We start from the raw sequence: 17,965 nt of genomic DNA on the forward strand, positions 1-17,965 counted from the left end.
CCGGGGTGGCGGAAAGTGCGTGAGAGCGCTCTCAAGCGTCAACGCGTGAGGCGGACATGTCAACGCGTCCCGTCGGAGTGGTCGACGGCGCACACGTGCCCTCGGCCCTCGGCGGCGCTGTGTCAGTTCGCGTGCCGCAGCCAGAGGTACGCGACCGGCTGCGGCACGTTCCACTCGGCCGCCTGCTCCGCGGGGACCGGGGCGAAGCCCGCCCCCAGGTAGCAGTGCAGCGCGGCGTCGTTGTCGGGGTGCACGCGCAGGAAGACCTCCGCCAGGCCGGTGAGCCGGGCCCGCGCGGTCAGCCCGGTGATCAGACGCCGCCCGAGGCCGCGCCCGCGGGCCGAGGGCGCGACGATGACGCGGGCCAGTTCGACCTCGTCCTCCTCGGCGTCCAGCCAGAGTTCGCCGTAGCCGACGAGTTCGGGTCCGTCGTACAGCAGGTACGCCTCGACGTCCTCCGCGTCGCGCCAGCCCGCGACCACCGCGCCCGCCAGCGGGTGCTCGTGCCGCCCGCACCACAGGGCGACCTCCCGTGCCGTCACGGGCCAGCCCGCGACCGCGCCGGCGTACGTCGCGTCTCCACCGTGCGGCCCGCCCGCGTCGTCGGACCGGAGCAGCTCCATCGTTCCTCCGCCTCTCGTGTCCGGGCGCCGTCGGGCAGGGCGGCGGCCCGAGCGGTCAGCGTACGGGCCCCGCCGAAGAACGGGATCGTCGCCTCCGGATCGATGCACGTGGGGTCATCCGCGGGCGCCGAGGCGCCGGTCGAGCCGGCCGCGCAGGCGAGAGGAAGCCCCTCGGAAGGTCCCGAGTCGGCGCACCTCTTCCGCCTCGATCTCCGTACGTCCTGCAAGCGTGAGCACGGCGGCATGCGGTCGTTCGCCCTCGGCGAGCTTCGCCGCCACGGCAGCGTGGACCGCTGGCAGGACCGCGCTGTCGGCGCTGGGATGGCCCGCAAGCAGACACAGGAGCCTGTTGTCGTTGCATACGACCGCGACTCGGTTCGGCTCATGATCTGGCAGGACGCCTTGACGCCGTTTCCAGTTGCACGTGCCGCAGCCGAGATGACCGGGGAGTGCCCGAGGACCCTCCGAGGCCGCGGCTGTGGCCTGGGGCCGGCCGGAACGGGTGAGACGCCTGGGTGTCCGAGAATTCCAGTTGATCCAGACCGCGGCGCATGAATACTGGCTGTCGTCTCCATTGATCCGGCCTGTCTGCGGCGCTTCGCATGGGACTGTTCACCTCGGACTCGGAGAGGCCCCGCGAGAATGACCATGCACGACGACCAGGTCGACGTCACCACCGACATCGTTGCGGCCCTGATCCGGGAGCAGTTCCCTCAGTGGAGCGGCAAGGCGATCCGACTCCAGTCGTCGACCGGGACGGTCAACGCCATCTTCCGCATCGGGGACGACCTCTCCGCGCGGTTCCCGCTGCGTCTGACCGATGCCGCGGAGGCGCTGGCGGTCCTGGAACGGGAAGCCCAGGCGAGCGCGGAGCTGGCGCAGGTGTCCCGGTTCCCCGTTCCGGAACCCGTCGCCCTGGGAAAGCCCGGAGCCGGTTGCCCCATGCCGTGGTCGGTCCAGACGTGGCTGCCGGGAACGGTCGCCTTCGACGCCGACCCCAGTGGGTCGGACGCTTTCGCCGAGGACCTCGCGGCCTTCATCGCGGCCCTGCGGGATGCCGAGACGCGGGGTCGGCGTTTCGACGGCGACAACCGTGGCGGCGTTCTCGCTCACCACGACGACTGGATGGCGAAGTGCTTCGAGGAGAGCGAGGACCTGCTCGACGTACCCCGGCTGCGCCAAGTGTGGTCTCGGCTGCGGGAGTTGCCACGCACGGCTGCCGATGTGATGAGCCACGGTGACCTGATCCCCGGCAACGTACTGGTCGCGGGAGACCGGCTCAGCGGCGTACTCGACACCGGCGGCTTCGGCCCGGCCGACCCGGCGCTGGATCTGGTCAGCGCCTGGCACCTGTTGCAACCGGGCCCACGGGAAGTGCTCCGGCGGACATTGGCCTGCGACGATCTGGAGTGGGAGCGCGGCAAGGCATGGGCCTTCGAACAGGCGATGGGTCTTGTCTGGTACTACGTCGAGAGCAATCCGACGATGAGCGCAATGGGACGCCGTACCCTCGACCGCATTCTGGAGTCGACGTAGTGACGTCGCCCCGATCGCAGCCGACTTGAGACTGCACATACAGGTCGGGTGCCATCGGCTGGAGTCCACTTGCGCCGTCACTTCGCCAACTGGGTTCGCGTGTAGCAGAGCTGAGGGGCTCTAGGAGTCAGCCCAGCCTGCGGTGTTGGAGTAGGACTCGCAGGAGTAGCGCGTCCAGCGTCCCCACTCCTCGCCAGTGACGTGCTCATAAGCTCGATCTGGAACGTTGAGCAAGCTTTCGGCCCATACGCCGCCAGTGGCGAACGGCTCGAACTCCGCCGGATCCTGTAGGACGCGGTCGTACGTTTCTCGGCCAGCGGCAGCTACAGCGGCTCGGGTGTACAGGAAAGCGTCACCCGACAGGGCGTGCCCGTAGTCCCTGCGATCCAGGGCGGCGTGCCACAGCCGTGCCACATCAGGCGGTCAGCCACGGCCAACGACGGTCGCCACCCCACGCATGGCAAGAGCCCAGAGCATCCAGCATGAATCCGGAAACCGGGCCTTGATCTTTTACCGCCTGTGGTGGCCGCCGTGCCACTCAAGTGCCAGAAAGTCCAGCGGAATCCATGTCGGGACCGGTCCCGTGACCCGCCGGCTCTGGTTGTCCACGTAGATCAGTGCGGCCCTCACCGGGTGCCCCATGCGGTGCATCAGGAACTTGCTCCAGCCTCCGCGCCCGGGGTACTCGCTGCCCCGCACGCCGGCGCAACGTGTACGACTTGGTGCCAGCCGTTACGGGCGTCGAGTCGTCGCCTGAACGCCTGCCTGGCGTAGCCGGTGGGCGAGGAACGCCATTTCGGTCAGCGTCCCCGTTTGCGTTCCCGCGCGTACTCGATGCGCCATGGCCTTCGCCTGGATCAAGTCGAGTCCCAGTTCGGCACGTATCACCCTCATGAGTACGACGGCACTGGACGACGGGTCGCAGAGCTGCAGTCGCGCCGGACCATGCTCGGACAGCAGCCGTTCCCGCAGATCTCCCGGCACATCCGATCGACCACAGGCGATCACGTACATGCCGCAGGCTGCACAGCTCCTTGCGATGTCCCAGCGCACTTCACCGTCAACCAGGCCCTCACCGCCGTCACACTCCGCCACGGCGCCGCAGGTCTCGCATACGGACGGATACCTGACCGACTCACCGACCGCCATCGCCTCCACCCCCGAATCGCTTGCCGTAGCGGGCTCTCGGCCAGAGGCTAAACGGCATAGGACCTCATGCCACAGCCGCATCTCCGGACGTGGTGTCGACCTCGTCAGACTCCGCCCGCCGTCTCGGCTGGCATCAACCGCTGACATCAACGCCAACGCACTCATCACTGCGGACCGTTGGCGACCGTCTCGGAGCCCACGGTCCGCCACGACATGCGGGGGCTGACCCGAACCCCGGCGTTGCGGGCCGGTCGTGCTCGCCGTGGCGGACGGGGCCGTGCGTCTTCCGCGGCCGCGGTTCGTCTTCCTCAGGTCGCGGGCTGCGGAGCGGGTCCCGGTGACGGGAGCGGCCCCGGTTCGGGTCCGGGGCCCGGCGGCGTGGGGTCCGGGGGAACGGGGTCCGGCCCGTGGGGCGGGGGCGTCGGCGGCAGCGGGTCCGGGCCGCCCGGCGGGAGGGGCCCGGGTGCGGGGCCCGGCTCCGGTCCCGTGGGGCCGGGCGACGGCGTGGGGCTCGGGGGCACCGGATCGTTGGGGGGCGTGGCGTTCGTCGTCATGCGTTCCTCCCGGTTCGGGCCGTCTGCGCTGAGGGGCGCGTACCCGGGAGTCGGCCACTCACGCGGGCCGACTTCAGGAACCGGGAACGGCGCCGTCCGCCGGCCGCGCTCTCGGCACCCTGCCGCGGGCGGCCGCGAGCGCGGCCTCCAGGTCCGTGGTCCCGGTGGCCACACACAGCGTGTACGCCGCGTCCTCCAGCCGTCGGCGCGCCTCGGGGCCGTCGCTCCCACCGGTTACGGCCTCCGCCGCCCGCAGCGCCTCGTACTGCTCGACCAGCATGTGCAGAACCACGGGATGGGCCATCAACATGATCGGGATCCCTCCGTCACGACGCGGGCACATTCTGCGACTCCGCGACCGGGTACCCCTCATCCCTTCCGCCATTCGGGGTAAGTGACTGGCATGGGCGGGTGGTGGAGGGGGCGGTGATGGAGGGTTCGGGGCTCACGGAGCGCGAACGGCGTGCGCTGGCGGAGATCGAGGACCTGATGCGCGACGACGACGTGCTCGAACGTCAGTTGCGCACCATGCGGCTGGACCCGGAGCCGGACGCACACCCGGGTCCGGCCGACCTTTTGCGGCGGCCACGCGCCCTGCTGCTGGCGCTGCTGGCGATCGTGTGCCTGGGGCTGCTGATCGCCGCGACCGTGACGACCCTGCTGGCCGTCGTCTGCGCCTTCGTGGTGACGTGGCTCGTCACGCTGGTCGTGGCCGTACGCCTCCCGGGCACGGCCCGTCGGCGCCGCACCCGCCGTCGGCGCTGATCCGGTCCCGGCGCCGGATCAGCGACGACGACCGCGCCACGCCCGCGAGCGCACCTCGGCGGCCCCTGCCGGACAGGCGAGGGGCCGTCGTCGAGGTGGGGTCCCGGCCCCGGGTGCCGGGCCGCGGGGAGAGCCCGAGGTCTTCGCCGTCGGCGCCCGCGGGCGCCGACCCCCGCCCCGTCACACCGGGACCGGGTCCGCGGGGCGCTCACCCGGCGCGGGCGGCGCGGCGGTGTACGGCGCGGCGCTCCTCCTCGGACGTGCCGCCCCAAATACCCGCGGACTGCCCGGTGGCGAGTGCCCATTCAAGGCAGTCGCCCACCACCGGGCACCTCTCGCAGACCGCCTTGGCGCGGGCCTCCTGCCCCGCACCCGGGCCCGACGAGCCGACCGGGAAGAACAGTTCCGGATCCTCTTGTGCGCAAGCGGCGCTTCGCCACCAGCCCATCGTCTCGACTCCTTCCGGAGGAAGCGTTCGGGGGTGTCACGGACAATGCCGTGATGCCGCGCCTACCCGATGTGCCGGAGCCGATGCCGCCCGATTCGCGGCGGATGCGCGAACGGCCGAAAGGACCCGCCACCGGAGCGTCTTGGGCCCGGTGAAAGGATCCGCTGGGAAACCGACCCCGGAGGCGAGGGCCCATGACGCAGCACGACCATGCCGCCTGGGAGGAGGCCGTCCCGGCGGCCTGACGCCACGAGGCCGCGCGCCTGAGCGGCCGGGCCGGCTCCCTAGGACGGCGTCATGGCGATCTCCGGGCCCGAACAGCCGCTGGTAGGCGTCCTGTACGACGAGTCCCGCCGCCACTGGGGGTGCCGGCCCGTCCGCGCCCGGTGCGGATCCACCTGGGGGAGCCGGACGCACCGCCGGCCGGGCCCGCCCCGCTGGTCGTCGTCTCGCACGGCACCGGAGGCTCGGGCGGCGACATGGAGTGGCTGGTGCGTCCGCTGCGCGCGGCGGGTCCGCGGGTACTGGCCCGGGACCACCACGGCAACGACTGCGTGGACGGATACGAGCCGGAGGGCTTCCTCCCCGTGTGGGAGCGGCCGCGGGACGTCTCCTTCGCCCTCGACGCACTCGCCCGGGAACGACAACTGGGACCGGTCGGGGCGGCGGGCTTCTCGCCTGGCACCCACACGGCGGTGGCGCTCGCCGGGGCCCGCCTCGCCATGGACGTGCTGTGGGCCGTGCTGTCGGGCGCCGCCCCGCTGCCGGACATATCCGAGTTCCCCGGTGTGCTCGAGGCGTACCGCGAGAAGTACCCCGACGCCCTCTCGGTACGGCGGGCGCTCGACGGCGCGGGGGCGGATCTCTCGGACGCACGGGTGCGGGCGGTCTTCCAAGTGGCCCCCGGCGTGGGCGGATTTGTCACGCCGGGGAGCCTGGCGGCGGTCCGGGTGCCCGTGGGCATTCGCTGGGGAGGTGCCGACACGGTCAACCCGTACGAGGCCGACACCAGGCCCTACCTGGAGCACATCCCCACGGCGAGCGGCCGCTGCGTCGGTGCCCACGTCCGACATGACGACTTCCCCGGGCCGGAGCCCGCCGACCCGGCGGTCCGTCACCGCGTCGGCGGGGAGGCGGCCGACTTCTTCGCGCGGCACCTGCGCTGACCGCGCTGAACCGTGCTGACTACTGACCGCGCCGCCGCCGCCTCCGCCCCTCAGAAGCCGCCCGGTCCGGGCCCCAGGGCGGCGGGGCTCCCCACGCCCCGGGCCACGGGGAACGCCGTGTGGAAGGCCAGGCGCCGGTCTGCGTCGGCGGCGACCTCGCCGAGGAATCCGTCCAGCGCCAGGAACACCTCCCAGCGCTCGTCGCCGGTCGCCCCGGCCAGCCGGTCGACGACCAGGTCCTCCAGCTCCGTGACGCGTCTGCCCTTCCAGACCTTGTCGGCCATGCTCACCAGCAGGTCCTCCATGGTGACGGCCCCGTCCGTCCACGACCCGTGCGTGGCCGCGAAGCGCGCCAGGCGCGGCGCGACGCCCCGCGCCAGCAGCAGCGCGCGGCCCGCCCCCTCGTGGGCGCTGCCCGGCCCCGACGACTCGCCGACGTGCAGCGCCTTTCCGATGTCGTGGGTGGCCGCGCCGAAGAGCACGGCCTCGCGGTCGACGACCAGGTCCGGGCTGTACTGACGGACCCACTCCACCAGTTCGCAGGCCACGTCGTGCACGAGCCGCAGGTGGGCCGCGAGCCGCGGCGGAGCGCCGACGTCCCGCAGCAGCCGTTCGACCTCGGGCGGCAGCGGCCGCTCCCGTCCCTGCGTGAGGGCCCGGTCGAGGTCCGACACCCGCACGGGACTTCGGGCCCCGGCGGGACTTCCGGCTCCGGCAAGGCCGGAGGACCCGCCGAGCCACCCGATCTCCGCGGTGGCCCCGGCGGCGCGCAGTGTGGCCACGGCCGCCTCGGCATGCTCCTCCGGCACGTCGCGCAGTACCGCCACCGGCACCCGGCCCGTGAGGAACCGGCAGTGCTCCTCGCCCCGTCCCGTCAGCCGGCCCAGCACGGCCACGACGTCCGTCACCCGCGGCCCCGCCTCCACAAGCACCACCGTCGCAGGCGGCGCGCCGCCGTCCGCCCCCACCTCACGCACCATGGCCATGGGCCCTCCCCGTCGCTCCCCGTCTCCCCGCCGCGGACAGAGTGCCCCACACAGCGCCGCAGGGGAACCGCGCGTGCCGCGCGTCCGCGCACGGCCTGGGTGCCCCACTTCGCCTCCGCTTCCTGTGAGAATGCCCGCGGACGCTGCCCCCGCCCCCGACCGCTGGAGGACGACGACGCATGGGTGGACACCCCGAAGGCCTCCCCGGCCCCGCGCTCCCGCCGGCACCGCCGATCACCTGTGACGAGCCCGGGTCCTTCGCCCGGAGCGTCTTCCAGGACCGGCACCCCGTGCTGGTCGGCCGCATCCTGGACGCCGTCCCGTACGGGCCGGAGCGCCGCCGGGCCTTCGCGGCGCTGCTGGAGGAGTCGCGCTCCGGCACGGTCGCCGGGCTGCCGCGGGAGGCGCCGGACCGGGCGGCGTGGGAGGAGTGGGGCGAAGGGCGTTTCGGGCGGCCGTGGGCCGAACTGCCCTTCCTGTGGTCGGAGTCGTACTTCTACCGCCGGCTGCTCGACCCTGCCGGCTACCTCGCCCCCGGGGCGTGGCACGGCGTCGACCTGTTCGCGCCGTTCAAGGACGCCGAACTGGACGGTCCCGGCTTCGCCGCCGACCTCGCCGCCCTCGACGAGCTGCCCGGGCTCGCCCCCGACGACCGCGAACACGTCCTGCTCGCGGCCGCGGTGTGGGGCAACCAGGCGGACCTCGGGTTCACCATGGTGGCCGAGGCGGCCGCCCCCGAGGCCTCCGGGACGTTCGTCGCCGACGAGTCGGTGCGGCTGTGGTCCCTGCTGGACGGCGGCACGGTCGTCGTGGTCACCGACAACAGCGCCCGCGAGATCCTGGCCGACCTCGCCCTCGTCGACGACCTCCTCGCGAGCGGACGCGCCCGCGAGGTCGACCTGCTCGTCAAACCCCGCCCCTACTACGTCTCCGACGCCACCACCCAGGACGTCCTGTCCTGCCTGCGCCGGATGACCGCCGCCTCCGGTGAGGCGGCCCGCACCGGCGGGCGGCTGCTCGCCGCGCTGCGCGAGGGGCGGCTCACGCTGACCGCGCACCCCTTCGCGTGCGCGCCGCTCGGCTACCGCGACATGCCGGACGACCTGCGGGAACGTTTCGCGGCCGCGCGGCTGACGGTGATGAAGGGCGACCTCAACTACCGGCGCCTGGTGGACGACCGGCTCTGGCCCCCGACCGTGCCGTTCGCGGACGTCACCACCTGGTTCCCGGGGCCGGTCGCCACCCTGCGTACCCTCAAGTCCGACACCGTCGCGGGGCTCGCCCCCGAGACCGTGGCCCGGCTGGACGCCGGCGGCACCGCGTGGCGCACCAGCGGCACGCACGCCCTGATCCAGGTCACGGTCCCGGGGTGACGGCCCGTTCCGTCAGTGTGCCGCCGGCGCGGCCTGCCCGGAGGAGGCCAGCCCGGGCGGGGCCGCCGCCAGCGCGGAGCGGATCGCGTCGACCAGGGCCAGTGCCGCCTCCTCGGTGAGCTCGACGGCGACCCGGGCCGAGGCCCCCAGCGCCGGGTTGAGGAAGTCGATGTTGACGGTGTGCTCGTACGGCGCGTGCTGCGGGTGGTCGACGTAGACCATGGCCTCGGTCAGCCCGAAGTAGCCCTGGGCGCCCTTGCCGCTGCCGTCGACGCGGATCTTCTCGGTGAGGTACGTGCACATCAGAGGTGCTCCCTGAAGAAGGCCAGGACCTTCGACCAGCCGTCGACCGCCGCCTCGTTGCGGTAGCTCGGACGGTTCACAGCGAAGAAGGCGTGGCCGGCGTTCTCGTAGGTGTGGAACTCGTACGGCTTGCCTTGCGCCTTGAGCTCGGCCTCCAGCTCGGCGACGTGCTCGGGGGAGGGGTAGCTGTCCTCCGCGCCGAACAGCCCCAGCAGCGGGCCGTGCAGGTCCTTCGTCAGGTGGACGACGGGCTCGACCTGGAGCGGGAATCCCTCCGGCGGCCGGCCCGCGACGAAGGCGCCGTAGCAGTCCACGCCGGCCTGCACGTCCAGCGAGGCCAGGGCGAGGAAGGCCTGGCGCCCGCCGGAGCAGTAACCGATCACGCCGACCTTGCCGTTGGACGACGGCAGGCCCCGCAGGTACGCGGCGGCGCCCGCGGCGTCCCCCAGGAACCGCTCGTCGGGCACGCCGCCCCGCGCGCGTGCCGCCGCGGCCGCGTCGTCCGGCGACGCGCCGGGCGCCTCACGGCTGTAGAGGTTCGGGCAGACGGCCGCGAAGCCCTCCGCGGCGAACCGCCGGGTGATCTCCTTGGTGGGGTCGTCGTAGCCGGGCATGTGGTGGATCACCACGACGCCGCCGAGGGGACCGGGGGCCATGGGGCGGGCGGAGTACGCCTCGATCAGGTCGCCGCCGTGGCCGGTGACGGTCACGGTCTCGGCGAGGAGTGCGTCATACATGCACGTCGATCCTTCCAGGGGGACGGATGATCAGCACTCTATGCCGCGTCCGCCTTCCCCCGGCCGCCGCCCCGCCCTGGACCCGGGCGGAACCCACTTCGTAGGGTCGCCGTATGAGAGGACGGCCCGAAGGGATCGGCGAGCCGGAGCTGGGTGACGCGCTGCGTACGTGGGGGATCGACGTGGCTACGCGGTCGGCCGCCGCCCGGATCCCGAAGGCCTCGCCCTCCACGGACTGCGCCGGCGGTTTGCGGACGTCGCCGCCTTCCTCGGCGACTTCCGCTCCCCGCACGCCGCCACGCCCGGCTCAGCCCTGGCCTGGCGGTCCCTGGCCGGCACGGTGCGCGCCCTGGCGGAGACGGGCTGAACGGGCCGCACGCCCCTCAGCGGTCCAGCCGTTCCTCCAGGCGCACGGTGACGGTGTCCCCCTCGCCCTTGCCGATCGCCCTGCGGATCCCGGCGTTCACCGGAAGCTTGTGGGTGCCGTCGCCCAGGGCCATGAACGAACTGCGGAACGGCTGCCCGTCGATCGTGCCCCGTACCTTGACCAGCCCGCGGGTGCCGAAGAACTCCGCGGCCTCGGGCCATACGACGTAGGTCCAGCCGCCCTTGGCCGGGCTCCTCCGCAACACGGCGGTGAACTGCTTGTCGATCATCGAACGCCTCCGGTGGTGTCGCCCTCACCCTTGATGACGGAGCGGGCCCCCGGAACTCATCGCCGCGGCGGGTGCGGGGGGTGCCTGGAGGTCGAGGGTGGCGGTCTCGATGTCCTGCCCGGAGGGGGGTGGCGGTGACGCCGCCCTGTCCGAAGGCCGTCTCCGGGCCGAGGGGCGGGCCGCGCGCCGGGCGGGCCGGGCCAGGGCGCGACCGGCCGGCCGGATGCCGCCGTCGAGGACGATCCCGGCGTTCCCCGGCGCTTGCCCGGGCCCCGCGGGGGGCGCAGGCTGGAGGCATGGCTGCTCAGGGCGGACCGACGCTCATCACGTCCGTCCAGCGGGCCTTCCGCCTGCTGGAGGCGGTGGGCGCACACGAGTCCGGCGCGCCGGCGAAGCAGCTGGCGCGCGAGACGGAACTACCGCTCGCCACCGCCTACCACCTGCTGCGGACCCTCACCCACGACGGATATGTGCGCAAGCTCGACGACGGCTGCTTCGCCCTCGGCGAGAAGCTCGATGCCCTGCATGCCGCCAGCCGTCCGCAGATGCCGCTCAGCCGCGTCCGGCCGGCGCTGGCCGCGCTGCGGGACGACCTGTCGGCCGCCGCCTATCTGACCTTCTACGAGGACGGCGAGATCCGGGTGGCGGACATCGTCGACGGGCCCCGCACCCCGCGGGTCGACCTCTGGGTGGGCTTCGACGACGCGGGACACGCCACCGCGCTCGGCAAGTGCGTGCTGCGCGAGCTGGACGAGGAGTCCCGCGAGGACTACCTCTCCCGCCACCCGCTGGCCGATCTGACCCCGCGCACGATCACCCGCCGCACCGAACTGCTGCGGCGGCTGGAGGACGTACCGGCCCCGCCCGCCGTCATGGACCTGGAGGAGTACGCCCTCGGCACCGTCTGCGTCGCGGTGCCCGTCTACAGCGGCGGCACCCTGGGCTCGCTCGGTGTCTCGCTCCGCGCGGACCGGGTCGCCGCGCGCGACGAGGTGCGCGCCAAGCTGCTCGCGACGGCGAGCCGCGTGACCCGGGGGCTGTCGCTCACTATCTGAAATCCCCGCCCTTGTGGCCGGGCCGCGTACACCCATTAACTGGTCGAAACGGACGGCAGTGGTGTGACGCCTCACACAGGCAGGGATTGCGGACGAACATGAGTCAAGCCCCGGACCAGCGGCGCGGCGGCCGGCCGGTGTGGCACGCCGCCTCGGGAACGCCCTTTCTGATCATCTGCGCGGTGGCCCTCGTCGCCTTCGTCAGCGGCAGCGGCCCGGACTGGCTGCCGCTGCTCGCCGTCGGCCCGGCGCTCGCCGCGGCCGTCGGAGGCCCCTGGCGCGTGCTGCGAGCCGGTGTGCTCGCCGTGGCGCTGGCCGCCGTCCTCGGCGCCTACAACGACACGCCCGGCGAGAAGCTGGCCATCGTGCTGGGCGCGCTGACCGCGGTCACCCTGGCGAGCGGGCTGGGCGCGGCGCTCCGCAAGCGCCGCGAACGCGTGCTCGCGGCCGTCCGCTCGGTCGCCGAGGCCGCGCAGCAGGCACTGCTGCTGCCCGTCCCGGAGACGGTCGGCCCCTTCCAGGTCGCCGTGCGCTACAGCGCGGCCGCGGCGGAGGCCCGGATCGGCGGCGACCTGTACGCCCTGGTGCCCACGCCCTACGGGGTGCGGCTGATCGTGGGCGACGTCCGCGGCAAGGGACTGCCGGCGGTGAGCACCGCAGCCCTGGTGCTGGGCGTGTTCCGCGAGGCGGCGTACGACGAGCCCGACCTGCTCGACGTCGTCGACCGGATCGAGCGCAGTCTGGCCCGCAACCTCGGCCCGGACGACTTCGTCACCGCCGTCGTCGTCGGGCACCCCCGCCCGGGCCGCATGGAGGTCGTCAACTGCGGCCACGCCCACCCGCTGCTGCTGCGCGGAGGCGACGTTGTCGCCGTCGAGTCCTCCGGCCACGTCCCGCCGCTCGGGCTGCGCGCGCTGGCCGGGGAGGAGCCGGAGCTCCAGGTACTGCCGTTCTACGAGGGCGACCAGTTGCTGCTGTACACCGACGGTGTCGTCGAGGCCCGCGACCACGGCCGCCGCTTCTACCCCCTGGACGAACGCGTCGCGCGGCATCTGACCGACGAACCGGCGCGCACCCTGGCCGCGCTCCACGAGGACCTGCTGCACCACGTCGGCGGCAGGCTGCACGACGACGCGGCGCTGCTCCTGCTGCGCAGCACCTCAGGTGTCGCGCCCGTCACCGAGCAGCCCGTCCCCGCCGTCACCGGTGGCGTGTGCGGGACCGGGGCCGCCTGACCCGCCGGCCGTCTGACCGTCGGCGGCGCCGCCTGACCCACCGGCGGTCAGAGGTCGTCCGGCGTCCCGTCCGGTGCGGGCAGCGGCTGCTCGGCCCAGAGGGTCTTGCCACGGGCGTGGTAGCGCGTGCCCCAGAGCGAAGCGAGCTGCGAGACGAGGTACAGCCCGCGCCCGCCCTCGTCCGTCTCCAGGGCGCGACGGACGTGCGGCGAGGTGCTGCTGCCGTCCCCGACCTCGCAGATCAGCCGGCGGTCGCGGATCAGCCGCAGCCGCACCGGCGGCGAGCCGTAGCGGATCGCGTTCGTGACCAGCTCGCTGACCAGCAGCTCGGTGGTGAACTCCAGCTCCGCCAGGTCCCATTCGGTGAGTTTCCGGGTCACCAGCCCGCGCGCCCGCCCGACCGACTCCGGCGCGTCCGGCAGGTCCCAGGTCGCGTACCGGTCCGGCGGCAGCCGGTGCAGTCGCGCCACCAGCAGCGACACGTCCTCCCCGGGCTGCCCGCCGGGCACCAGCCTGCGCAGGGTCTCGTCGGCGACCTCGCCGGGCTCGCTCCCGGCGGAGGCACCGGCACCGGCCAGCGCCTCGCCCAGCCGCACCACCGCCCCGCCCCCGGACTCCGGGGCGAGCAGCCCGTAGGTGTACAGGGCGAGGAGGTCGCCGTCGGTGTGGGCCATCTCCGCGCACTCGAACGGCACGCCACCGGTGCCCAGCGCGGGGGTCGCCGGGGTCCCGCCCACCGACACCTCGCCGTCGGGGCTCAGCCGCGCCGGCATCGCGTGTCCGGCGCTCGCCATCACGGAGCGCATGGTGATCGGGTCGAAGATCGCGTAGAGGCAGGTCGGGGCCGTGGCCCCGGGCGTGGGCCCGCCCTGTTCGTCCTGGAAGCGCTTGACCTGGTCGCTCAGATGCGTCAGCAGTTCCTCGGGTGCCATGTCCAGGTCCGCCAGCGTCCGCACCGCCGTCCGCAGCCGGCCCATCGACACCGCCGAGTGCAGCCCGCGCCCGCCCGCCTCGCCGATGACCAGGGCGGTGCGCGCGCCGGAGAGCGGGATGACGTCGAACCAGCTGCCGCCGAGTCCGGCGTGGCCGCCGCGGGACAGGTGGCGCGAGGCGGTCTCCACGGTCGCCAGCACCGGCAGCCGCTGCGGCAGGAGGTTGCGCTGCAGGGTCATCGCCGTGGCGCGTTCACGGGTGTAGCGGCTGGCGTTGTCGATGCAGACCGCGGCACGCGCGACGAACTCCTGGGCGAGCAGGACGTCGTCCGCCTCGAAGGAGTGAGCCCGGCTGAACCGTACGAAGAGCACCACGCCCAGCGCCGCCCCCCGTGCGAACATCGGCACCAGCAGCCAGGACCGCACCGAGAAGCCGCGGATCAGCTGCGCCCGGGCGGGATCGGCGGCCTCGAGCTCGACCAGCAGTTCCTCGCCGGTCAGCAGGACCGGCTTCCCGGTGGCCAGGGCCCGGGCGGCCGGGGTGCCGGGCGTGGAGGCGAAGCGGTCCACCTCACCCGGCGAGACCACGGTCCGCGCCGGGCCGTCGGGGACCATGGTCGCCGCCGCGCGGCGCAGGGCCACCGTCTCGGCGACCGGCCCGGGCAGCGGCTCCTCACCGCCCAGTACCGTGTCCAGCAGGTTGACGTAACTGAAGTCGGCGAACCGCGGCACCGCAACGTCCGTCAGCTCCTGAGCCGTGTGGAGCACGTCCAGGGTGCTGCCGATCCGCGCGCTGGCCTCGTTGACCAGGTCGAGCCGTTCCCGGGCCCGGGCCTCGGTGGTGAGGTCGAAGACCATGTGCGCCAGGGCCACCACGTCACCGTCGGCACCGCGCAGTGGCAGGATCGTCTCCGACCAGACGGTGTCCCGGTCCGGGTCGCGGGGGTCGCGGCCGCGCACCTCGCTGCCGATCATCGCCCGGCCCGAGGCGAGCACCAGGCGCTGGCGCGCCTCGAAGGCGTCCGTGTCCAGCAGACCGGGCGGCGACACCTCGCGCATGGTGCGCCCGACGAAGTCGTCGGGGAAGCCCGTCGCGCGGATCCGGGAGTCGTTGCGGGCCAGGAAGCACAGGTCCGTGTCGAAGACGTCGATGATGAACGGGGACTCCGTGAACAGGCCGTGCAGCAGCGCGCCGAGCACGTCGTCGTTCCGCACCGCCTCGGCGTTCTCCGCCTGCAGCAGCCACTGGTCCGGCGCGAGGGGATGTCCCCACAGCACCACCCCGACGCGCGTGCCCTCCCGGTGCCGCAGAAGCAGCGGGCCCAGGAAGACCGAGTGCTCGGGGCAGACGAGGCCCGCGAGGCGGGCGCCGTCGGCGCGGGACCACAGCAGCCGGGACACCGGTCCGCGGGCCTCGGAGGCCGCCCAGCCGAGCAGCCGCTCCGCGCCGGGGGACCAGTTCGTCACGGTGCCCCGTGCGTCGACGACGGCGAAGGCGTCGCCTCTGGACCGGGGGAAACCGTCAGGGGCGTCGGCGAACAGCGTGCCGCGCATGTCCACCCGTCACGCCCACCCGGCCCTGGCACACCCAAGGGTTCCCACAGACCAATACTGCCCGCCGTCAAGATCTGGGGCACGCGGTGCGTGCCCCACCGTCGCGACCTGCCGGAACACGACCGACGAAGGCAGTTTCGGCGCACGGCGACGAATTCGGGGCACCGCACCGGTCCTCAATGGTGACGGCAACCGACCCAGGAGATCCCCATGACGTCTCATCCCGACCTCCGCCCGGCCTCCCGGGACGTGAGCGCGCTGCTGGAGCGGATCGGCGACGAGCACCTCGACGCACCCACGCCCTGTCCCGACTACACCGTGGCGCACCTCATCGGGCACATCGCCGGGCTCTGCGCCGGCTTCCGCGACGCCGCCCGCAAGGACTTCGGCCCGGCCACGGACACCGATCCCGGCGCCTCCGTCCCCGAGCTCCCGGGCGCCTGGCGCGAGCTGCTGCCCGTCCTGCTGACCGAGGTGGCGGAGGCCTGGAACGGCCCCGGGGCGTGGGAGGGCGAGACGAGGGTCGGCGGGATCTCCCTGCCCGCGGACGCCGCGGGCCGTTTCGCGCTGAACGAGCTGCTGGTGCACGGCTGGGACCTGGCCCGGGCGACGGGGCTCGAACACCGCCCCGACGAGTCGGCCACGGAGGTCGCGCTCGCCCTGCTCACGGCCGCCCGGGCGGCATCCGGCGACGGCTCGGGGCCCTTCGGCCGGCCCGTACCGGTCCCGGACTCCGCGCCGGCGCTGGACCGGCTGGTCGGCCTCACCGGACGGGACCCGGGGTGGACCCCGCCGCGCTGAGCGGCCGGCGGCCCCACGCGGAGACCATGGGCGCCGTGGCCAGGTCGAGCGTGCCGGCGGCGACGTTCGCCAGATGGCGGTCGACCTCCTCGTCGGTGGCCAGCCCGGCCGCCACGAGCCGGTCCCTGATGTGCCGCACCGTGGCCGCCTCCAGGACGGCGCACGCCGGTGACGTGATCGGGAAGTACGCGTCGGCGCCGACCTCCTCCAGCCCGGCCTCCCGCAGCAGGCGCGGCAGCGTCCGCCCGTAGGCCAGGTCCGCCCCACGCTCGGCCATCAGTGCGCGGAAGCCCGAGCGCAGGCGGTTGGCGAGCCGCTGCTCCGGTCCGGACTCGTCCGGGCAGAGCAGTGGCTGCAGCCCGGGATCCGCGTCCTCCAGCAGCAGCCGGCCGCCGGGGCGCAGCGTTCCGACCATGCGCCGCAGCGCCTCCGCCCGGTCGGTGACGTGCACGAGCACGAGCCGGGCGTGGACGAGGTCGAAGCCGCCCGGAGGCGCGGGGTCGGCGGCGACGTCGTGCCGAAGCACCTCGACGACGCCGCCCGCGGCCTCACGGGCCCACGACACGTCGATGTCGGTGGCGACCACGGCGCCGCCGGGGCCGACGCGCGCGGCCAGTCCGAGGGGCACCGAGGCGCCCCCGGCGCCGACCTCCCAGCAGCGCATCCCCGCGCCGACGCCGAGCGCGTCGACGTGCCGGAACGTCACCGGGTCGAAGAGCTCGGCGAAGGCGGCGAAGCGTGTCCCCGCCTCGGCCCGCCGGTTGTCCAGCAGATAGCCGTGGTCGTGCCCCGGAACGTCCCCGTGGTCCGTGCCGCGTGTCGTCATGGCGCGATTCTCCGTTACCGGGGCCCTTCGCCGGCCGCCGGGGGCAGCCCGGCGATCAGGACAGTCGTGTGGGTGACACCGAAAAGCCCGCACGGCGGTGCCCGGCGGGTGGTTGCATCGCGCAGACAGTCGATATTTCGGCTGAGATTGACAGATGTCGCTTACAGCTAACAGTTACGGATATGTCCGCATTCTGTAACGCGAAGCGATTGTTCCGGTTGTGCGCGCCGCCGCTGGGTCAGAGTTGGGCCATCGGCAACCGCCGAAGCATCCGCACCGCGGGAACGGCCCGAAAGGGCCGGGAACGCACCTTTTTGAGGGGGCATCATGTCTGCTCGTATCACTCGTCGTGTCGTCGCCACCGTCCTCGCCTCCGGAGCGGTCGTGGCCGCCGTGGCCCTGCCGGCCGGAGCGGCGGAGACCCGCGACCACGGCCGGTCCTCCCGGGTGGTCATCGGTGACGTCAACACCCGCGACGGCCACGGCGGCCGCTTCGGTCGCGGCGGCGGCGAATGGATCGAAGTGGTGAACACCGGCCGCGGCTCGGTCAACCTGCGCGGCTGGACGCTGTCGGACCGCGACGGCAACCGCTACCGCTTCAACAACGTGTGGCTCGTCGGGCACTCGAAGGTGCGCGTGCACACCGGCTTCGGCCGCGACACCCGGCGCGACGTCTTCCAGGACCGCCGCAACTCCGTCTGGGACCGCCGCGACGCCGCGACCCTGCGCAACGACCACCGCCGGGTCGTCGACGTGAAGTCCTGGAGCGGCCGCCGCTGACCGGCGCCAGATCCGGGCCGTGCCGCCGCCTCCCCGTGGCCGGCACGGCCCACCCGTCCCCTCCACGGCGTGCCGCGGCGGAAATCCGCCGCGGCACGTCGTCGTGCTGCGCGAGGATGGCGGCATGGACCGTGAACCGGGCACATGGGTGACCCTCTTCGGCTGCGAGAACCTGCCGGGCCGCCCCCGGCCCGCCGAGCTGACGGCGCGTTGACTGCGGGACCGGGGGATCGACTGGTGGCCCTTCACCGGCCATGAGCTGGTGATCGACCTCGTCTGCGGGATCCGGGAGGACGGGCACTGGCACGGCACCTTCGGCGTACGGGTCGACGCCGACGCCCTGCGCCGGCTCGGACTCCACCCGGACCAGCCGACGTCCGCCCCCGCCGATCCGCCGATCCCGGCGTGGTGGGGTTCGTGGGCGTACGGCCGCGGGCAGCGGGGATGACGGAGCGCCGTGGTGCCGGCCGGCACCACGGCGCCCGC

21 protein-coding genes are annotated in these 17,965 nt (G+C 73.7%); 10 read left to right on the forward strand and 11 right to left on the reverse strand.

What is annotated here, in order from left to right; genetic code table 11:
* Window positions 1–122: 122 nt before the first annotated feature.
* Window positions 123–623, reverse strand: a complete 501-nt coding sequence (locus B085_RS45980) for a GNAT family N-acetyltransferase (protein WP_018562513.1) — start codon at window positions 621–623, stop codon at window positions 123–125.
* 642 nt (window positions 624–1,265) lie between these two features.
* Here B085_RS45980 and B085_RS0131075 point away from each other — a divergent pair.
* Window positions 1,266–2,159 (forward strand): aminoglycoside phosphotransferase family protein, encoded by an 894-nt coding sequence (locus tag B085_RS0131075; protein WP_018562514.1) that lies wholly within the window; start codon window positions 1,266–1,268, stop codon window positions 2,157–2,159.
* Between the two features lie 120 nt (window positions 2,160–2,279).
* Here B085_RS0131075 and B085_RS47590 read toward each other — a convergent pair whose 3' ends face one another.
* From B085_RS47590 to B085_RS0131090, 3 genes are all read right to left on the reverse strand, one after another.
* Window positions 2,280–2,573, reverse strand: a complete 294-nt coding sequence (locus tag B085_RS47590; protein WP_078620147.1) for a DUF4240 domain-containing protein — start codon at window positions 2,571–2,573, stop codon at window positions 2,280–2,282.
* A gap of 318 nt (window positions 2,574–2,891) precedes the next feature.
* Window positions 2,892–3,308: a hypothetical protein gene (locus tag B085_RS0131085; protein ID WP_037732844.1), complete on the reverse strand. Its 417-nt coding sequence runs from the start codon at window positions 3,306–3,308 to the stop codon at window positions 2,892–2,894.
* A 627-nt stretch (window positions 3,309–3,935) separates the two neighbouring features.
* Window positions 3,936–4,172 (reverse strand): DUF5133 domain-containing protein, encoded by a 237-nt coding sequence (locus tag B085_RS0131090; RefSeq protein WP_018562517.1) that lies wholly within the window; start codon window positions 4,170–4,172, stop codon window positions 3,936–3,938.
* A gap of 119 nt (window positions 4,173–4,291) precedes the next feature.
* On the opposite strand from B085_RS0131090, the gene B085_RS0131095 reads away from it, so the two are divergent.
* A complete protein-coding gene (locus B085_RS0131095) occupies window positions 4,292–4,627 on the forward strand; it encodes a DUF3040 domain-containing protein (protein WP_018562518.1) in 336 nt (111 codons plus the stop codon).
* Window positions 4,628–4,835: 208 nt separating this feature from the next.
* On the opposite strand, the gene B085_RS0131100 is transcribed toward B085_RS0131095, so the two are convergent.
* On the reverse strand, window positions 4,836–5,075 hold the full coding sequence (locus tag B085_RS0131100; RefSeq protein WP_018562519.1) for a WhiB family transcriptional regulator: 240 nt from the start codon (window positions 5,073–5,075) through the stop codon (window positions 4,836–4,838).
* Between the two features lie 386 nt (window positions 5,076–5,461).
* On the opposite strand from B085_RS0131100, the gene B085_RS0131105 reads away from it, so the two are divergent.
* Complete coding sequence (locus tag B085_RS0131105) at window positions 5,462–6,241, forward strand: alpha/beta hydrolase family protein (RefSeq protein ID WP_234018700.1); 780 nt, start codon at window positions 5,462–5,464, stop codon at window positions 6,239–6,241.
* 50 nt (window positions 6,242–6,291) lie between these two features.
* On the opposite strand, the gene B085_RS51730 is transcribed toward B085_RS0131105, so the two are convergent.
* Window positions 6,292–7,227 carry a hypothetical protein gene (locus tag B085_RS51730; RefSeq protein ID WP_018562521.1) on the reverse strand — a complete coding sequence of 312 codons (936 nt, stop codon included), beginning with the start codon at window positions 7,225–7,227 and terminating at the stop codon, window positions 6,292–6,294.
* 179 nt (window positions 7,228–7,406) lie between these two features.
* Here B085_RS51730 and B085_RS0131115 point away from each other — a divergent pair, with 179 nt between their 5' ends.
* On the forward strand, window positions 7,407–8,600 hold the full coding sequence (locus B085_RS0131115; protein ID WP_018562522.1) for a damage-control phosphatase ARMT1 family protein: 1,194 nt from the start codon (window positions 7,407–7,409) through the stop codon (window positions 8,598–8,600).
* A gap of 12 nt (window positions 8,601–8,612) precedes the next feature.
* Here the strand turns inward: B085_RS0131115 and B085_RS0131120 are convergent, their stop codons facing one another.
* Both B085_RS0131120 and B085_RS0131125 read right to left on the reverse strand, forming a co-directional pair.
* A complete protein-coding gene (locus B085_RS0131120) occupies window positions 8,613–8,903 on the reverse strand; it encodes a DUF6295 family protein (protein WP_018562523.1) in 291 nt (96 codons plus the stop codon).
* Window positions 8,903–9,640 carry a dienelactone hydrolase family protein gene (locus tag B085_RS0131125; RefSeq protein WP_018562524.1) on the reverse strand — a complete coding sequence of 246 codons (738 nt, stop codon included), beginning with the start codon at window positions 9,638–9,640 and terminating at the stop codon, window positions 8,903–8,905. The genes B085_RS0131120 and B085_RS0131125 overlap by 1 nt, the downstream gene beginning before the upstream one ends.
* Window positions 9,641–9,809: 169 nt before the next feature.
* On the opposite strand from B085_RS0131125, the gene B085_RS0131130 reads away from it, so the two are divergent.
* A complete protein-coding gene (locus tag B085_RS0131130; RefSeq protein WP_018562525.1) occupies window positions 9,810–10,007 on the forward strand; it encodes a hypothetical protein in 198 nt (65 codons plus the stop codon).
* 16 nt (window positions 10,008–10,023) lie between these two features.
* Here the strand turns inward: B085_RS0131130 and B085_RS0131135 are convergent, their stop codons facing one another.
* A complete protein-coding gene (locus tag B085_RS0131135) occupies window positions 10,024–10,296 on the reverse strand; it encodes a DUF1905 domain-containing protein (RefSeq protein WP_018562526.1) in 273 nt (90 codons plus the stop codon).
* A gap of 296 nt (window positions 10,297–10,592) precedes the next feature.
* On the opposite strand from B085_RS0131135, the gene B085_RS0131140 reads away from it, so the two are divergent.
* A complete protein-coding gene (locus B085_RS0131140; RefSeq protein ID WP_018562527.1) occupies window positions 10,593–11,351 on the forward strand; it encodes an IclR family transcriptional regulator in 759 nt (252 codons plus the stop codon).
* A 98-nt stretch (window positions 11,352–11,449) separates the two neighbouring features.
* Window positions 11,450–12,586, forward strand: coding sequence for a PP2C family protein-serine/threonine phosphatase (locus tag B085_RS0131145; protein ID WP_078620149.1), 1,137 nt, complete (start codon window positions 11,450–11,452; stop codon window positions 12,584–12,586).
* Between the two features lie 47 nt (window positions 12,587–12,633).
* Here B085_RS0131145 and B085_RS44355 read toward each other — a convergent pair whose 3' ends face one another.
* Window positions 12,634–15,072, reverse strand: coding sequence for an ATP-binding SpoIIE family protein phosphatase (locus B085_RS44355; RefSeq protein WP_063741104.1), 2,439 nt, complete (start codon window positions 15,070–15,072; stop codon window positions 12,634–12,636).
* A 210-nt stretch (window positions 15,073–15,282) separates the two neighbouring features.
* On the opposite strand from B085_RS44355, the gene B085_RS0131155 reads away from it, so the two are divergent.
* Complete coding sequence (locus tag B085_RS0131155; RefSeq protein ID WP_018562530.1) at window positions 15,283–15,873, forward strand: TIGR03086 family metal-binding protein; 591 nt, start codon at window positions 15,283–15,285, stop codon at window positions 15,871–15,873.
* On the opposite strand, the gene B085_RS0131160 is transcribed toward B085_RS0131155, so the two are convergent.
* Window positions 15,836–16,699: a methyltransferase domain-containing protein gene (locus tag B085_RS0131160; protein ID WP_018562531.1), complete on the reverse strand. Its 864-nt coding sequence runs from the start codon at window positions 16,697–16,699 to the stop codon at window positions 15,836–15,838. The genes B085_RS0131155 and B085_RS0131160 overlap by 38 nt on opposite strands.
* Window positions 16,700–17,026: 327 nt before the next feature.
* On the opposite strand from B085_RS0131160, the gene B085_RS0131165 reads away from it, so the two are divergent.
* Complete coding sequence (locus B085_RS0131165) at window positions 17,027–17,479, forward strand: lamin tail domain-containing protein (protein WP_026251633.1); 453 nt, start codon at window positions 17,027–17,029, stop codon at window positions 17,477–17,479.
* 262 nt (window positions 17,480–17,741) lie between these two features.
* Complete coding sequence (locus B085_RS0131175; protein WP_018562534.1) at window positions 17,742–17,927, forward strand: hypothetical protein; 186 nt, start codon at window positions 17,742–17,744, stop codon at window positions 17,925–17,927.
* Window positions 17,928–17,965: the final 38 nt, after the last annotated feature.

The organism is Streptomyces sp. BoleA5, from assembly GCF_000373665.1.
In the GTDB taxonomy this organism is placed as follows: domain Bacteria; phylum Actinomycetota; class Actinomycetes; order Streptomycetales; family Streptomycetaceae; genus Actinacidiphila.

What these genes read in the sequence shown, in the direction of transcription:
- B085_RS0131135 (WP_018562526.1), bottom strand. Translation starts at nt 10,296, where the DNA reads ATGATCGACAAGCAGTTCACCGCCGTGTTGCGGAGGAGCCCGGCCAAG.
- B085_RS51730 (WP_018562521.1), bottom strand. Translation starts at nt 7,227, where the DNA reads ATGGCCATGGTGCGTGAGGTGGGGGCGGACGGCGGCGCGCCGCCTGCG.
- B085_RS0131115 (WP_018562522.1), top strand. Translation starts at nt 7,407, where the DNA reads ATGGGTGGACACCCCGAAGGCCTCCCCGGCCCCGCGCTCCCGCCGGCA.
- B085_RS0131095 (WP_018562518.1), top strand. Translation starts at nt 4,292, where the DNA reads ATGGAGGGTTCGGGGCTCACGGAGCGCGAACGGCGTGCGCTGGCGGAG.
- B085_RS45980 (WP_018562513.1), bottom strand. Translation starts at nt 623, where the DNA reads ATGGAGCTGCTCCGGTCCGACGACGCGGGCGGGCCGCACGGTGGAGAC.
- B085_RS0131085 (WP_037732844.1), bottom strand. Translation starts at nt 3,308, where the DNA reads ATGGCGGTCGGTGAGTCGGTCAGGTATCCGTCCGTATGCGAGACCTGC.
- B085_RS0131155 (WP_018562530.1), top strand. Translation starts at nt 15,283, where the DNA reads ATGACGTCTCATCCCGACCTCCGCCCGGCCTCCCGGGACGTGAGCGCG.
- B085_RS0131145 (WP_078620149.1), top strand. Translation starts at nt 11,450, where the DNA reads ATGAGTCAAGCCCCGGACCAGCGGCGCGGCGGCCGGCCGGTGTGGCAC.
- B085_RS0131090 (WP_018562517.1), bottom strand. Translation starts at nt 4,172, where the DNA reads ATGTTGATGGCCCATCCCGTGGTTCTGCACATGCTGGTCGAGCAGTAC.
- B085_RS44355 (WP_063741104.1), bottom strand. Translation starts at nt 15,072, where the DNA reads ATGCGCGGCACGCTGTTCGCCGACGCCCCTGACGGTTTCCCCCGGTCC.
- B085_RS0131140 (WP_018562527.1), top strand. Translation starts at nt 10,593, where the DNA reads ATGGCTGCTCAGGGCGGACCGACGCTCATCACGTCCGTCCAGCGGGCC.
- B085_RS0131075 (WP_018562514.1), top strand. Translation starts at nt 1,266, where the DNA reads ATGACCATGCACGACGACCAGGTCGACGTCACCACCGACATCGTTGCG.
- B085_RS0131125 (WP_018562524.1), bottom strand. Translation starts at nt 9,640, where the DNA reads ATGTATGACGCACTCCTCGCCGAGACCGTGACCGTCACCGGCCACGGC.
- B085_RS0131165 (WP_026251633.1), top strand. Translation starts at nt 17,027, where the DNA reads ATGTCTGCTCGTATCACTCGTCGTGTCGTCGCCACCGTCCTCGCCTCC.
- B085_RS0131120 (WP_018562523.1), bottom strand. Translation starts at nt 8,903, where the DNA reads ATGTGCACGTACCTCACCGAGAAGATCCGCGTCGACGGCAGCGGCAAG.
- B085_RS0131100 (WP_018562519.1), bottom strand. Translation starts at nt 5,075, where the DNA reads ATGGGCTGGTGGCGAAGCGCCGCTTGCGCACAAGAGGATCCGGAACTG.
- B085_RS0131160 (WP_018562531.1), bottom strand. Translation starts at nt 16,699, where the DNA reads ATGACGACACGCGGCACGGACCACGGGGACGTTCCGGGGCACGACCAC.